Source organism: Nannocystis exedens (assembly GCF_002343915.1).
GTDB classification, from domain to species: domain Bacteria; phylum Myxococcota_A; class Polyangia; order Nannocystales; family Nannocystaceae; genus Nannocystis; species Nannocystis exedens.
Map to the genome: position 1 here is coordinate 10686869 of NZ_NETK01000001.1, position 13440 is coordinate 10700308.

At 74.1% G+C, this 13440-nt stretch carries 14 protein-coding genes; 8 read left to right on the forward strand and 6 right to left on the reverse strand.

Going from position 1 to position 13440, the window contains the following annotated elements; translation table 11 throughout:
* Window positions 1-75: 75 nt before the first annotated feature.
* From NAEX_RS41630 to NAEX_RS41640, 3 genes are read right to left on the reverse strand one after another with little or no spacing between them, the layout of a single operon-like run.
* Complete coding sequence (locus NAEX_RS41630) at window positions 76-945, reverse strand: hypothetical protein (protein ID WP_096333016.1); 870 nt, start codon at window positions 943-945, stop codon at window positions 76-78.
* Window positions 942-1496 carry an RNA polymerase sigma factor gene (locus NAEX_RS41635; protein ID WP_170136457.1) on the reverse strand — a complete coding sequence of 185 codons (555 nt, stop codon included), beginning with the start codon at window positions 1494-1496 and terminating at the stop codon, window positions 942-944. Before NAEX_RS41635 ends, NAEX_RS41630 begins: the two co-directional genes overlap by 4 nt.
* A 41-nt stretch (window positions 1497-1537) precedes the next feature.
* Window positions 1538-2614, reverse strand: a complete 1077-nt coding sequence (locus NAEX_RS41640; protein ID WP_096333018.1) for a hypothetical protein — start codon at window positions 2612-2614, stop codon at window positions 1538-1540.
* Window positions 2615-3238: 624 nt separating this feature from the next.
* Between NAEX_RS41640 and NAEX_RS41645 the strand changes: the two genes are divergently transcribed.
* Window positions 3239-3607: a VOC family protein gene (locus NAEX_RS41645; RefSeq protein ID WP_096333019.1), complete on the forward strand. Its 369-nt coding sequence runs from the start codon at window positions 3239-3241 to the stop codon at window positions 3605-3607.
* A 365-nt stretch (window positions 3608-3972) separates the two neighbouring features.
* Entirely contained in the window at window positions 3973-4434 is a 462-nt protein-coding gene (locus tag NAEX_RS41650; RefSeq protein ID WP_143825728.1) for a hypothetical protein, read from the forward strand.
* 29 nt (window positions 4435-4463) lie between these two features.
* On the opposite strand, the gene NAEX_RS41655 is transcribed toward NAEX_RS41650, so the two are convergent.
* On the reverse strand, window positions 4464-5903 hold the full coding sequence (locus NAEX_RS41655; RefSeq protein WP_096333021.1) for a protein adenylyltransferase SelO family protein: 1440 nt from the start codon (window positions 5901-5903) through the stop codon (window positions 4464-4466).
* Window positions 5904-5992: 89 nt separating this feature from the next.
* Between NAEX_RS41655 and NAEX_RS41660 the strand changes: the two genes are divergently transcribed.
* Window positions 5993-6556: a hypothetical protein gene (locus NAEX_RS41660; RefSeq protein ID WP_096333022.1), complete on the forward strand. Its 564-nt coding sequence runs from the start codon at window positions 5993-5995 to the stop codon at window positions 6554-6556.
* A 137-nt stretch (window positions 6557-6693) separates the two neighbouring features.
* Here the strand turns inward: NAEX_RS41660 and NAEX_RS41665 are convergent, their stop codons facing one another.
* A complete protein-coding gene (locus NAEX_RS41665) occupies window positions 6694-7458 on the reverse strand; it encodes an ATP-grasp domain-containing protein (protein ID WP_170136458.1) in 765 nt (254 codons plus the stop codon).
* Between the two features lie 159 nt (window positions 7459-7617).
* On the opposite strand from NAEX_RS41665, the gene NAEX_RS41670 reads away from it, so the two are divergent.
* From NAEX_RS41670 to NAEX_RS41685, 5 genes are all read left to right on the forward strand, one after another.
* Entirely contained in the window at window positions 7618-8568 is a 951-nt protein-coding gene (locus NAEX_RS41670; protein ID WP_245913915.1) for an RNA ligase family protein, read from the forward strand.
* A 265-nt stretch (window positions 8569-8833) separates the two neighbouring features.
* On the forward strand, window positions 8834-9001 hold the full coding sequence (locus NAEX_RS51580) for a hypothetical protein (protein WP_170136459.1): 168 nt from the start codon (window positions 8834-8836) through the stop codon (window positions 8999-9001).
* A gap of 256 nt (window positions 9002-9257) precedes the next feature.
* Window positions 9258-10730 carry a M23 family metallopeptidase gene (locus NAEX_RS41675; protein WP_100793046.1) on the forward strand — a complete coding sequence of 491 codons (1473 nt, stop codon included), beginning with the start codon at window positions 9258-9260 and terminating at the stop codon, window positions 10728-10730.
* Window positions 10731-11288: 558 nt separating this feature from the next.
* Window positions 11289-12119: an ankyrin repeat domain-containing protein gene (locus NAEX_RS41680; RefSeq protein ID WP_170136460.1), complete on the forward strand. Its 831-nt coding sequence runs from the start codon at window positions 11289-11291 to the stop codon at window positions 12117-12119.
* Between the two features lie 352 nt (window positions 12120-12471).
* Window positions 12472-12801, forward strand: a complete 330-nt coding sequence (locus tag NAEX_RS41685; protein WP_096333027.1) for a hypothetical protein — start codon at window positions 12472-12474, stop codon at window positions 12799-12801.
* 258 nt (window positions 12802-13059) lie between these two features.
* On the opposite strand, the gene NAEX_RS41690 is transcribed toward NAEX_RS41685, so the two are convergent.
* Window positions 13060-13326: a hypothetical protein gene (locus tag NAEX_RS41690; protein WP_096333028.1), complete on the reverse strand. Its 267-nt coding sequence runs from the start codon at window positions 13324-13326 to the stop codon at window positions 13060-13062.
* Window positions 13327-13440: the final 114 nt, after the last annotated feature.

A 13440-nucleotide genomic window follows, 5' to 3' on the forward strand; every position in this document is an offset into this window, starting at 1 on the left:
CTCGTCGGGGGTCGCCCCTTCATGTCCGCAACGCGAACCAGTGGGACAACGCGGGTGGAGATTTCGCGTCGAGGTTCACGGGGCGAGGTCGCAGGCGTCGCGGACGCGCCGCGCGAGCGGGCTCCGCGGGTGGTCGGCGAGGAAGGCGCGAGCGAGCTCGGCGCCACGGGACGGATCGTCGACGCAGGCGGCAGCGGCCGCGAGCGCGCGTCGCTCCGGCGCGAGCACGCCGGCGGGCCAGCGGCGCGCGTGCTCGCCGGCGTCCCGCGCGGCGGCCCGGGCGTCGCCCTGCGCGAGCGACTGCCAGCCGCGGGCCAGCAGCGCTTGCTCGCCGCGCAGGTCGGTGGCGGGCGGAGCGGCGCCGTCGAGGTCGGTCGACGCGTCCGCGGGGTCTTCGTCGCGTCGATCGATCTGCGGGCGCGCGGCGGCGCCGTCGAGGTCGGTCGACGCCGGGGTGGGAGCCCCGCGGCCTTCGCTCGTCGCGGGGTCGCGCGCCGGCGCGGGGCCGGCGGGCCTGGTTCGCGGCCGGACGACGTCGACCGCGGGCGCGGGCGCGGCGGCGGGCGCGAGGGCCGGCTCGGGGCGCGGGTCGATGAGGGGCGGGGCGACGAGGCTGGCGCCGCTCGGGGCGGTCGGAACGGCGTGGGCCGGGCTCATGGTGGCGGCGTCACCTGTCCGCTCGGCCAGGTCGGGGCCGCGCCGGGCCAGCCACAGCAGGACGGCGGCGGCCAGCGCGAGGGCGACGGCCCACGCGGTGCCGCGGGCGGTGCCGCGGTCGCTCCGGGACATGAGCGGAAGGACATGTGCTTTCGGACCTGTCCCAGAGAGCCTGTCCTGGACGCGCGCGCGGGCGGCCGGCGGCATGGCGCGGCCGCGGCGATAGGTGGCCAGCAGGGCGGCGGCGCGGGGATCGAGGGCCGGCAGGTCGTCGCGGGGTTCGGTCACGGGGTCCTCGCAGTGGCGCCGCGCTGGGCGACGAAGGCGTTGAAGCGGCGGCGGGCGGTCTTGAGCCGCGCGTGCACGCGATGCAGATCGAGGCCGAGGGCGCGCGCGACCTCGGGGCAGGTCATGCCCTCGATGTCGGCGAGCTCGAAGATCTCGCGGGTCTCCGGGTCGAGCTGACCGAGGAAGGTCTCGATGACGTCGGCGGCCTCGCGGTGGGCGGCGTCTTCCTCGGGCGAGCGCGGCGGGGCCGGGGGCTCGACGCGATCGATGCGCCGGGCGGCGCGCGCGTGGCCGCGGCGGTAGTTGGCCGCGACGCCGCGGCCGATGGCGTACAGCCAGCTGGTGATCGCGCCGCGGCCGTCGAACTCGCCGAGCCGGCGCTGGACGACCAGGAAGACCTCGTGGACGACGTCCTCGGCCTCGGCCGCGGGGACGCCCAGGCGCTGGACCACGCGCCACACGAAGTCGGCGTGCGTGCGGTACACGTCGGCGACGGTGAGCGGCTCGGCCGGAGACCGGAGCGCGTCGTAGAGGACCCCGCTGGCGGGCATCGAACCCCTAGATGTCCACCACCGGGCCGAGTCGGACATGGTCAGCGCAGGCGAATCGTGAGCGCGAGGAAGGTGGAGAGGCCCACGGATGCGGGCCGGAACACCACGCCGGGGGCCGGTTCGAGCAAAAAGCCGGGCCGCCGCAGGCCGAACACGGCCTCGGCGCGCAAAAGCAGGCCGACGCGGGGGTGCAGCGCGACCCGCAGGCCGGCGCCGACGAGCAGGCCGAGCCACAGGGAGCGGGCGGTCCGGGGGATCAGCGCACCGACGCCCTCGCCGCTGACGCCGCCGATCGCCAGGCCGCCGCACAGGGGCACGCGCACGCGGCCGCGCTCCCAGGCGCCGCAGCCGCGGACGGCGACGTGGCCGTGCGCGAACTTGCCGCCGCGGCCGTCGCCGAAATCGACGCGACGGAGGGCCCAGTAATGACCGCTGAGCTCGGCCTCCCAGCGGGAACCGGCGAGGGTGAGGCCGAGCGCGGCGGTCGGCGCCGGCCGCGGCAAGACGCCGAGGCCGAGGCCGCCGCCGGCCCAGAGCTCGAGGTGGAGGGCGCGATCGCGCGTGGGGGGCGATTTCGCTCGCGGCGCGGGCGGGGGCGCGAGGGGCTCGGTGGGACCCGCGGGGTCTTGCGGGGGCTGCGGGGCTGGAGCGGGCGGCGGGCTCGGGTCCGGGGACGGTTGCGGAGCGGGCTCGGGGACGCGCGGGCTGTCGAGGCCGGGCGTGGGCCCGGGGGGCGGCTCGGGGACGGTGGTCTCGGGGCTCGTGGTGGCGGCGGGGTCGGTGGCGCGGATGTCGATGGCGACGGCGATCAGCCAGGCGGCGGTGTCGACGGCGGCGCTGCAGGTGTCGCTGGTGAGCACGCGTTCGCTCGGCCCGTCGCCGGCGTCGAGCCGCAGCTCGAGGCGGAACCGCTGCGGCGCCTCGCGGACGACGACCACGCCGACCTGCACGGGCTCGCGGCGGTCGACCGCGAGGTTGCCGAGCGAGCGCCGGATCCCTGCATGCAGCGCCTGGACGCCGGGACAACCCTCCGGCACCTGCCAGGCGACGACGACCGGATCCGCGGGATCGGCCGCGCGCGCGAGCGCGGTGAGCAGAGCGGCGAGGACGACCGGCATCGAACGGGGGCGGAGTGTACGCGTCGACGCCCGCGCCGGCCAGTCGCGGCGCCGGGGCGCGCGGGCCCGGCCGAACCCGGGTCAGCAGCGCACCTGGCTGCAGAGACAGGTCGGCGGCGGCCGCGAGGAGACCTGTCCGGGGAGACAGGTCGAGCCCGGGGGCGCGGAGCCGGCGGCGCTCGACCTGTCCGCGCGGACATTCGAGATGTCCCGGGGGACAGCGCGAAGGCTCGGCGTTCCGAGCTTCGCGAGGGCGACCGCTGCTCACGCAGCGGCGGGGGCTGAGCGGAAGGCGGGGTTCTGCGGGTCGCGGGCGGCTCGGGTGGGGCCGTAAAGGCGAGCAGGGGCGCGAGGCCGAGGAGCCGCACGCGCATCGGCGTGATACGCGAGGACGCGTGGAGGTCGGACGCGCGCTCAACGACGTACCGCGAGGCGGCGCCCAATCGCGGGTGCGGCCGCGTGGGCCGATCTGACCGTGTCGTCGCGCAGGCGGCTGCGCCGGCGCAGGGACGAGGGGGCAGTCGTGCAGGCCGCTTCGCCGGGCCGGCGCGAGGCAAGGATGCGAGCGCCCGGCGACGGGCGCGGCCTTCTCGACGTCGGCGGGCCGCGCTACTGTCCGCACCCATGATCGGCTACGTCAGTCTCGGTACCAACGACATGCAGCGGGCCTCCGCCTTCTACGACGCGCTCCTCGGCGAGATGGGGGCGGGACGCACGCTGAACTTCGACCGCTTCGTCATTTGGGGCAAGAGCCCGTCCGAGCCGGCGCTCGCCGTGTGCACGCCGTACGACGGCAAGCGCGCGACGGTCGGCAACGGCGTGATGGTGGCCCTGGCCTGCGCCGACCGGGCGGAGGTCGATCGCCTGCACGCCCGCGCGCTCGCCCTCGGCGCGACCGACGAGGGCGCCCCCGGCGAGCGCGGGCCCGGCTTCTACGCGGCGTACTTCCGCGACCTCGACGGCAACAAGCTCAACTTCTTCAAGATCGGCTAAAGCCCGGCGTGCTGAGGAGTAGCCCGAAGGGACATGTCCCTTCGGGCTGAGTTTATGCTTGAAAAGGGCAGGAGATGGCGCGAGGGACAGGTCGTCGCGCCGCGCCCGAGCCGGCGGCGCGAGCGGCTCAAAGGTCGCTGCAGCGCTCGACCCGTGACCGGCGCTCGCCGAGCGGCTCGCGCTCCATGCAGACGAAACGCGCGTCGCGGGTGGCGAGGGCGAGACGACCGTCGAAGCGAGCCGGCTCCCCGCGGCTGGGCCGGCCGTACCGGACGCGTCGAGTCGTGGGGACCGGGCGCAGCCGCGCGCAGGGCCTCGGGACGCCTGATCCGCGCGAGACAGAGAGGTGCTGCGAGGATGGGCCCATGCAGCAGAGCGGACGCGATCGAGGGATCCGCAGCGTGGGCGCGATCGTCTGCGCGGCGTGGGGCTTGTGGCTGACAGGCTGCGCTCCGGAGGACGACTGGGAGCTGACCGAGATCGGGGTCGAGCAGGAGAGGGCGGAGCTCGCGGGCGAGGAGGCGTGGCTGCTGGCCGAGGACGAGGTCGAGCAGGAGAGGGCGGAGCTCGCGGGCGAGGAGGCGGGGCTGCTGACCGAGTTCGGGGTCGAGCAGGAGATGGCGGAGCTCGCGGGCGAGGAGGCGTGGCTGCTGGCCGAGGACGAGGTCGAGCAGGAGTGGGCGGAGCTCGCGGCCGAGGAGGAGCCGGCCCCGGAGGCGGCAGCGCCGGCCGAGAACCCGCCGGCCTCGCTCGCGGCCCACGGCGCGCGCGACGGCGGGGGCTGCACCGGTCGTGTGCGCGCGGCGCGTGCGCGAAGAGACATGTGAAAAGGGCCATGTCGCGACGGACATGGCGCTCAAGACATGTCCTGGAGCGGGTCGCGGCCGTGGAGGGCGGCGACCCCGCGGATCGCGGCCAGCTTGGCGGCGAGCGGCGCCCAGTCGTCGCGCTCGGCGATCGGGGCCCACAGCGCCTCGACCTCGTCGATGAGCAGCGAGCACGGGGCGTCGCCGCCGTAGTACGAATGGGCCAGCCGCTCGGGGGCGGCCGGGAGGTGCTCGGCCCAGGCGCGCCGCACCTCGCTGAACTCGGGGTGGACGTAATGGGCGGCGGCAGGCCCGGCGAGCGCCCGCGCGGCGCTGGCCTCGCCGCCGTACCAGTCGAAGTAGAAGCGGTCGAGGTCGAGCCGGCGGGCGGCGAGGAAGGCGTAGCAGGCGTCCATGACGACGTCGTCGGCCGCGTCGCCGCGGGGCTCGAGGCCGAGGCGGTCGAGGAAGGCGCGGCGGACGGCGGCGTGGAAGGCCGGCTCGAACGCGCCGAGGCTGTCCTCGAGGACATCTCGCGCGGCGAGCGGGAGCAGCGTCTCGGCCAGGCGCCCGAGGTTCCACAGCACGGCGCTCGGCTGGCGGCCGAACGCGTAGAAGCCGGTCTCGTCGAAGTAGGCGGCGGTGAAGCCGAGGTCGTAGGCGGGGAGGAAGCGCCAGGGGCCGTAGTCGAAGCTCTCGCCGGTGATGTTGAGGTTGTCGGTGTTGAGGACGCCGTGGACGAAGCCGGCGACGGTCCAGGCGGCGGCGGTGGCGGCGGCCCGCTCGACGACGAGGCGCAGCAGCGCGGCGGTGGTGCCGGCCAGGTCGCCGCGGCGCGCGGCCGGGAAGTGGTGCAGGGCGGCGTAGTCGACCAGGGCGCCGAGGCGGGCGACGTCGCGGTGGTAGGCGTGGCGCTGGAAGGTGCCGATCCGCAGGTTGGAGTGGCTGAGCCGGACGAGCACGCACGAGCGCGTCGGCGAGGGCTCGTCGCCGCGCCACAGCCGCTCGCCGGTCTCGAACACGCTGAGGATCTTGCAAGTGTCGACGCCGCGGGCGGCGAGCAGCTCGGCGGCCAAGATCTCGCGCACGCCGCCCTTGAGGGTGAGGCGGCCGTCGCCGCCGCGGGCGTACGGGGTGGCGCCGCTGCCCTTGGTGCCGAGGTCGAGCAGCCGGTCGTCGACGGCGTCGCGCAGCTGGGCGAACAAGAACCCGCGACCGTCGCCGAGCGCGGGGTTGTAGCTGCCGAACTGATGGCCGTGGTAGCGCAGGGCGAGCGGCTCGGGCAGGTTGCCCGGCAGCGGCTCGAAGCGGGCGAAGTGCCGCTCCCACTCGGCGTCGCTCAAGCTGTCGAGGCCGATCCGCGCGGCCCAGCGATCGTCGCGGTGACGCAGCAGGTGGACGGGGAACCGCGCGGGGGCGACGACGTCGGCGAAGCCGTCGCCGAGGGCGAGGAACCGGGGATCCGGCCGATAGCGGGCGGAGGGCGGCACGGCGAGAGCTTGGCACGCAAGCCGCGGAAGGGCCGCTGCGGCGGACGTGAGGCGACGCGGCGCGCGCCGGTTCGTGGTAGGGCTGGAGGATGGGCTACGACCTGCAGATGGTGCGCACCCCCGAGGCCGCCGACGAGACCGAGCTGCCGAACTCGCACGGGATCGCCGGGTACTACCGCTTCAACCTGTGGGGCATGCGGATGACCGTCGGCGCGCTCGAGTGGGCCGACGCGATCCACGACGGACCGGCGCCGGAGATCCCCGATCTCGAGCTGAACGGGCTCGACGAGGACCGCGTGTTCACGGCGATCGAGGCGCTCCGCGGCGATGCGCCCGCCGACGCGCCGACGCCGACGCAGGCCGAGCTGGCGGCGGCGCGCGCGTACGTGCAAGCGCACGAGGCCGCTGTGTCGGCGTCGTCGCTGCAGGACGGCCGCGTCGGCGCGTTCAAGTTCCAGACGAACGACGGCTGGCTGGTGACGCCCGAGGAGTGCGCGGCGCTGGCCCGCAAGCTGCGCCAGCACGCCGAGGTGATCGCCCGCGATTACTTCCCCGACGCGGATGTGTCGCGGGAAGACGGCCTCAAGTGGATGCTCGGGTTCGCCCGCTACAACGAGATCGCGGCCGAACACGGGGGCTATCGCGTGCGCTGAGCGCGGCGGTCGGGGTCGGAGCAGACGGGGCCGGGCAGGGCCCGGACGGAGCGCCTCTCGACATGTCTCTGTCGACATGTCCTGGAGGTCATGTCTTCAAGAGCATGGCTGGCAGGGGACGGGCTGCGGCGGGGCGATCAGGCGTCGGCGAGGCCGACCATCTCGAGCCAGCGGGCGGCCAGCATGCGCGCGTGGGCGTAGGGGTTGAGGCCGTAGCAGCCGAAGGAGAAGCCGTCGTTGACCTCGACCATCGCGGTGCTGCCGTCGGCGAGCACGCCGAAGTCGATGACGTAGGCGGCGGGCGCGTCGGTGTAGGCGGCGACGGCGGCGCGGACGACCTCGGGATCGGGGAACCGCAGCGGATCGCCGTGGTAGTGGCCGACGCCGAGGATCTCGCCGGCGTGGACGAAGTAGCGCCACTCGGCCACGAATTCGACGACATCCGACAGCCACACCGGGGTGTCCGGCTCCTCGTGCGCCCAGCCGGCGGTGCGCAGCAAATCGCGGTAGACGGCGAGGACGTGGCCGGTGAACTCCTTGTGGCCGGTGACGGGTTTGATGAAGACGGGCGGGTCGAAGCGGTCGTCGCGGCACAGGGCGTGCGCCTCGCGGATCGTGGCCCGCCGCACGCGCCGGCGCAGGAACGGCTCGAGGGTGGCCGGATAGTCGATGTTGATCGGGTCCGGAGCGCCTAACCGGGCCAGGGCGGCGCGGACGGTGAGGATCCCGCCGATCACCGCAGTGTCGCGCTCGAGCGCCAGCCGGCCCTCGTGGAGGTCCGAGAACACGAACGACTCGGCCCACACGCCCATCTTGGTGAACCCGTACCAGGCGTTGTAGACGTTCTTGTTGATGAACTCGCCGCTGGCAGGGTCGCGCTGGACGTAGATCTTGGCGAGCATGGCCGGGCGACGGTGCCACAAGTCGCCGCCGACGGGGAGGCGGCGGGGCGCATGGTGGTCGAGACATGTTCGATGGGACATGCCGGATCCGCGCGCGAGCGGGGGCGAGCGCGCGAGCGGGTGGGCACGGAGCGGCGTCGGATCGGCTACACTGGCGCGGTGCGTCACCGCTACTACGGCAAGATCGCGGGGCCCGGCGATCCGCTCGGGCTCGTCCCGGGCGGGCCCTGGGTCGCGCTGGAGAAGATCCACGGGGCGCAGATGCTGATCGCGGTCGCGGGCGAGCAGGTCCGCTTCGGCAAGCGCAAGGCGTGGCTCGCCGACGACGACCCGTTCTTCGGCTGGCAGCTGGTGCGGGCCGGGCTGGCCGAGACGGCGCGCGCGGCGGCGCGGCGCGTCGGCGCGCCGCTGGTGGTGTTCTACGGCGAGCTGTTCGGCGGCGGCTATCCCCACCCGGAGGTGGCGCCGGTGCCGGGCCTGCAGCCGGTGCAGACGGGGATCTGGTACGCGCCGGACCTGCGCTGGGCGGTCTTCGACGCGCTGGTGGCCGCCGGCGAGGACGACGAGGGCGAGCTGCTGGCGTGGAGCGAGCTGGCCGAGCTGTCCCGAGAGACAGGGATGCTGGTGCCGCCGCCGGTGCGCGCGGGCCCGCGGCCGCACGTCGAGGCGGCGCCGACGCGGTCACCGACGCGCGTGCCGGCGCTGCTCGGGCTGCCGGCGCTGGCCGACAACTTCGCCGAGGGCCTGGTGGTCCGCCCCGACGCGCGCGCGCGCCCGGGGGCGCGGCCGACGTACAAGCGCAAGATCGCCGAGTTCGACGAGCAGCGGTTCCAGGACAGCGAGGCGTGGGACCCGTCGCAGCGGCCCGACCGCGCGGCCCTGGTGGCGTGGGCCGAGCGGCTGACGAACCCGGCGCGGGTGGCCAGCGCGGCGTCGAAGTGGGGCCGCCACGACCGCCAGGCGATCCTCGACGAGGTCGAGCTCGACGTGCTCATCGACCTGACTGCCGCGTTCCCGGGGGCCCTGCAGGCGCCGGACGAGGCGGACGAGGCGGCCATCCGCTCGGCCGTCCGCGCGGCCGCGGCGGCGCTGCTGTCCGTCGGGGCATAGATCGAAAGACATGGTTCATAAGGCATGTCTTCCAGGGCATGTCCTCCGAGCCCGGCAATCTACCGGGTCCGGCGTCGCGCGTGCGGTCGCCGAGGACGGGCGGATGCACGGGAGGCCGTCGCCGTCTCGCCAGGTATCGGCGGGCCCGGCGGGCCCGCCGCTCGCGGGTGAAGAGGGTGTGATCCAAAAATTTCGCGTTCTTGTCTCGGCGGCGAAGCCCGCCGAACCTCCCCGCGCGCGATGGCGCCCGGGGAGGAGCGGGGCGATGGCGGCCCAGGCCTTGCCGCCGATGCGGGCAGCACTGCCGCCACGGTCGCGCCCGAGTAACCCCGGCACGAGCGGCCCGAGCACCACGACGGCCGACCTGCGCAAGATCGGCGGCGACCGGGCCGGCCTGGCGATGTCGAGGGCGACCCGCGCCTCGACGTCCTAGACGCCGAGCCCGGGCGACGCGCCGAGCCACGTGCGATCCGCCCCGCGCCGAGCGAGCGACGCGGTGTCGGCGGCGGTCGAATCAATTGCGGCGCGGCACGTGACCCGGGTCATCCGTCGCCCGTCACGGTTTTTGCCGGCGGCGGCGAAGGACGCAATTGTTCGGGGCCCGGCCGTCACCTGTCTTGCGAGCCCACTCGGTAGAGGGGCAGGAGCGAGCCGTGTATTCTTGTTTCAAGCGGGTCCTATTCATCGCTGTGTTCGCCGGCCATGTCGGCTGTGACGAGGCGCCGCCGGCGGACGGCGAGGCGGCGCCGACCATCGCCCCCGGCGCGCCGCAGGCGATCACCGAGGTCGCGGAGTACGACCGGATCGTCGGCGAGGAGGCGAACGAGGCGTTCGCGGGCTTCGCCGGCACCGAGGACGCGCCCGATGTCCGGGTGTTCGCGCCCGGCGAGATGTCGCGTCACCTGTCCCCCGAGACAGGCGACATCGCGGCCCCGAGCAAGCCGAGCCTGGCGGCCGGCGAGATCGCGGAGCCCGCCGGCTACGGCCACTATTGCAGCATGACCTGGCCGGGCGGCGGCTGGGCCTACGCGTGGGACACGAACGGCGGCGACCCGTGCGGCTATCTGACCAGCGAGTTCGGCGCGGGCACGATCCGCAAGGCGGGCCTGTTCTCGGCCGCCGGCGCGAACGAGACGGTGATCTGGTGCGACGGCCAGGCGTGGGGCCCGGGCGTCTACCGCGGGTTTGGCGGGGCGCCGCTGACGTGGGCGTTCGACGCGTCGGTGGCGGCCGAGCAGCCCAACTGCGTGATGACGGTGTCGCCGCTCGAGCTGCCGATCTTCGAGCGCTCGCCGGCGACGTTCTCGTGGACCAGCACGGGCGTCGACTTCGCCCGCGAAGGGGCGCCGACCCTCAATACCGGGTGGTTCGGGGCGGTCGCGCCGTACCTCAACAGCATGGCGACGAAGGTCAACTTCAAGGGCCACGCGATCACCGGCTACATCGACGACCACGACGGCTGGGACTGGGGCGTGGCCGAGAACACCGACCTCTATGCGATGACCGACGGGAAGATCATCGTCAGCCGCGATTACCAGACGTCGGCGGTGGTGTGCGCGACGGCCGAGGCGGCGAAGAAGAAGAACGGCGGCTGCATCAACCGCGACTTCCCGGCGGGCTGGCCGGCGACCTGCACGAGCTGGAGCGACATGAGCGCGTCGTGCCAGAACGCGATCACGGCCGGCGACTACATCGAGTACCGCAACTCCGGCTGGGACGGCTATCTGCAAGGCGAGGTGTACGTCCGCCACAAGATCGTGGCGTCGCCGGCGACCTACAACGAGAGCTTCGTGGCCGGCTACTTCCACGTCAAGCGCACGGTCACCCCGGCGGTCGGCACGAACGTCACCAAGAACACGATCATCGGCGACGTCGGCAACGGCGGCTGGACGACGGCGCCGCACCTGCACCTCACGGTGATCCGTGAGACGAATGTGGGCACGCCGACGCAGAAGGACCGGTGGTTCGTCGCCAACGCCGACAACTGCACGTACTGCACCGGCGGCTCCCACGACTTCCACCGCTACGCGATCGATCCGTACGGCTGGCAAGCGCCGCTGCACATCGATCCGCGCGGGTGGGTGACCAAGGACGGGGCGATGAGCCCGAAGCTCTGGCAAGCGAACGCGAATCCGCCGGTGGTCGGCGGTTGGGGCGATTGAGCGAGCGTTGCCCGACACTCGCACGTCCCACGTGTGACGCGGTCCAGGACCGTCTTGCCCGAGGCGGTCCTGGGCCGCGGCGCCCGTTTCTCTGTTCTCTTTCTCTCTTTTCGAAGAGGTTGTTCGCGCCGTGGAGCGGGCGCGGTGGCGCTCGAGCCTCGCCCGGGGCCGACGCGCGGGGTCATGACGTTCGCGACGGATCGGCCGGCGCGCTGCACGATCGGAGGATGATGCGAGGGGCATGTTCGAAGGGACATGCTGCGCGGTCTCCGATGCCCGGGCGCGTGAATGGAGATCTCGAAGGCGTGCCGGCATGATCGCCGCTGCAGGGCGCACGACGCCGGGACGCCGTGGCGTGCAGGCCTCAAGGTGCGTCGCGCCGGCGAGCGGTGGAGCTTCCGTCCGCGATCGTGGTTCTCGCGGCTGCAGGGGCTTGTGGGCTCACGAACGGTGTTCGTCGCGACGGCGGCAGGAGGCGCGGGGCTTGAACTTTCACCGATCGCTTCTATAGACCTGCGAACGGGCGTCGGTGATCTGCGCGTCCGGGAGGGCTCGCCGATGCAGGACGCGGACAGCACCCAGATGGACAGGTTCCGCGAGGCGGTGGCGGCGATCGACGGCGGAGACCTCGATCGGCTGACGCGGCTGCTCGACGCCGATCCGGGGCTGGTGGCGGTGCGCTGCCGCGTCGGCGATTGCTACGAGACGGGCTACGTCGCCGGGGCGACGCTGCTGCACCACGTGGCAGGCAACCCCGACCGCGGGCCGCTGCCGGGCAACATCGCCGCGTGCACGCGGCTGCTGCTCGACCGCGGCAGCGCGGCGTGGGCGGCCCAGGCGACGCTCGAGCTGGTGTTGACGAGCCGGCGGGCGTCCGAGTCCGGGGCGGCGCCGGAGCTCATCGACTTGCTGGTCGCGGGCGGAGCCCGGCTCGATCTCGCCGATCCCGATTTGTTGTCGAAGCCGCTGCTGAACCTGGCGCCGGCGACGGCCGAGGAGCTGGTGGACCGGGGCGCGCAGATCGACGTGCGCCACGCGGCGGCGCTCGGGCGCATCGACACGCTGACCGATCTGCTCAGCCCGGAGCTCGACCGCGAGGCGCTGGCCGAGGCGCTGGCGTACGCATGCATCCGCGAGCAACACCTGGCCGCGGCGCTGCTGCTGGGCTGCGGCGCGGAGGGCGACCGTCTGGTGCGCCCGGGCGGGCAGCCGCCGCGCACGCCGCTGCACGAGGCGGCCCGGCGCGGGCACGTGGGGGTGGTCGAACGACTGCTGGCCCACGGGGCCGATCCGGAGGTGAGAGACGGGCGCTGGGGCGGGACGGCCGCGGACTGGGCGGAGCTCGGGGGCTACCCGGAGCTGGCGCGCCGGCTGCGGCGCGCTTCATGAGATGGTTTAAAAGGACATGCTGGATCGACCCTGTCTCATTGGACATGGACTCATGGCATGCTCGGAGAGGCATGGCGATCGGAGCATGTTCTCCTGGACATGAGCGGACCCTGGACGGCGCGGGCCCGGGGCGTCGGCTGGCGGAGGACGGATGAGGGCGCGAGCGACCGGATCGGCGCGGCGGGCCGGAACGGTCCGGTCCGCTCGGTCACGGGCTCGGGGGCTCTGCGGGCGGGGGTTTTGGGGCGGGATCGGCCGCTCCGCGCCGACGGCGTTCAGGGCTCGTCGGAGGCGCGCTGGCCGGTCGATACGCTCGCGCGCTCGCCGGCCGAGTGTTACCCTCGGCATCCTCATGGCCCGCGCCGCCTTTCTTCTGTTGCCCGTCCTGCTCCTCGGGTGCGCCCAGTCGGGCGCCACGCAGGCGCCGCCGGTGTCGCTCGACGCGACGAGCGGGCCGGTGTCGCGGCCCAAGCCGGTGACGACGCCGAGCGACCGCGACGCAGACCGCGTGCCGGATGCCGTCGACGCGTGCCCCGATCAGGCCGGCGGGCCGCGGGACGGCTGCCCGGTGGTCGACCGCGACGGGGACGGGATCTCCGACCGCTTCGACAAGTGCCCCGACGTGCCCGAAGTCCGCGATGGCCGGGCCGACGGCGACGGCTGCCCGGCGCAGAGCCAGTGAGCAGAGCGCCGCGGAGGAGGACCTTTTCCGGCGTGAGTCGCGGCGGGGTCGTCGGGGCGGCCGTGGAGCTGGCGCGAAGGACAGGTTGCTCGCGCGCTCCCGGCGGGTGTCGTCATACGAACGGGAATCGTGACCTGAACGGGTCCGGTCGCTGCCGGGGCGGAGGGTTCGCGCGCTGAGCTGCGGCAGCGAGCGACTGGCCCGAAGGTCAGGTTCAATGCGCCGCCCCCGGCGGCGGTCGGCTCGCGGGCGATGACATCAGTCGGCGCGCTCGAGGCCGTCGACCGCGCCGTCGCAGGAGGGGTTGTCGTCGACGTCCCACTCGTCGTCGGCGGCGCCGTGCTCGCAAGCCCGGGCGTCGTCGCAGCCGCCGCGGCACGGGACGCCGTCGGGCTCGTCATGGAGCTCGCCGGCCTCGAGCCAGCGGCGGGTCCGGCCGTCGTCCGACGGGTGCTCTTCGAGGCAACAACCACCCGCGAGCGCTGCGCTCGCCAGGATCCACGTCGACCATCCTTCGCGCTGCATTCACACGTCTCCCTACGTCCTCCGAGGATGCAGGTCCCGTCGAGCTCGACCAGTCAAGTCGCCATCAATTCGCCGCAGGAGCGCAGTGCTCGCGACGCCGGGCTGCGGCGCCCG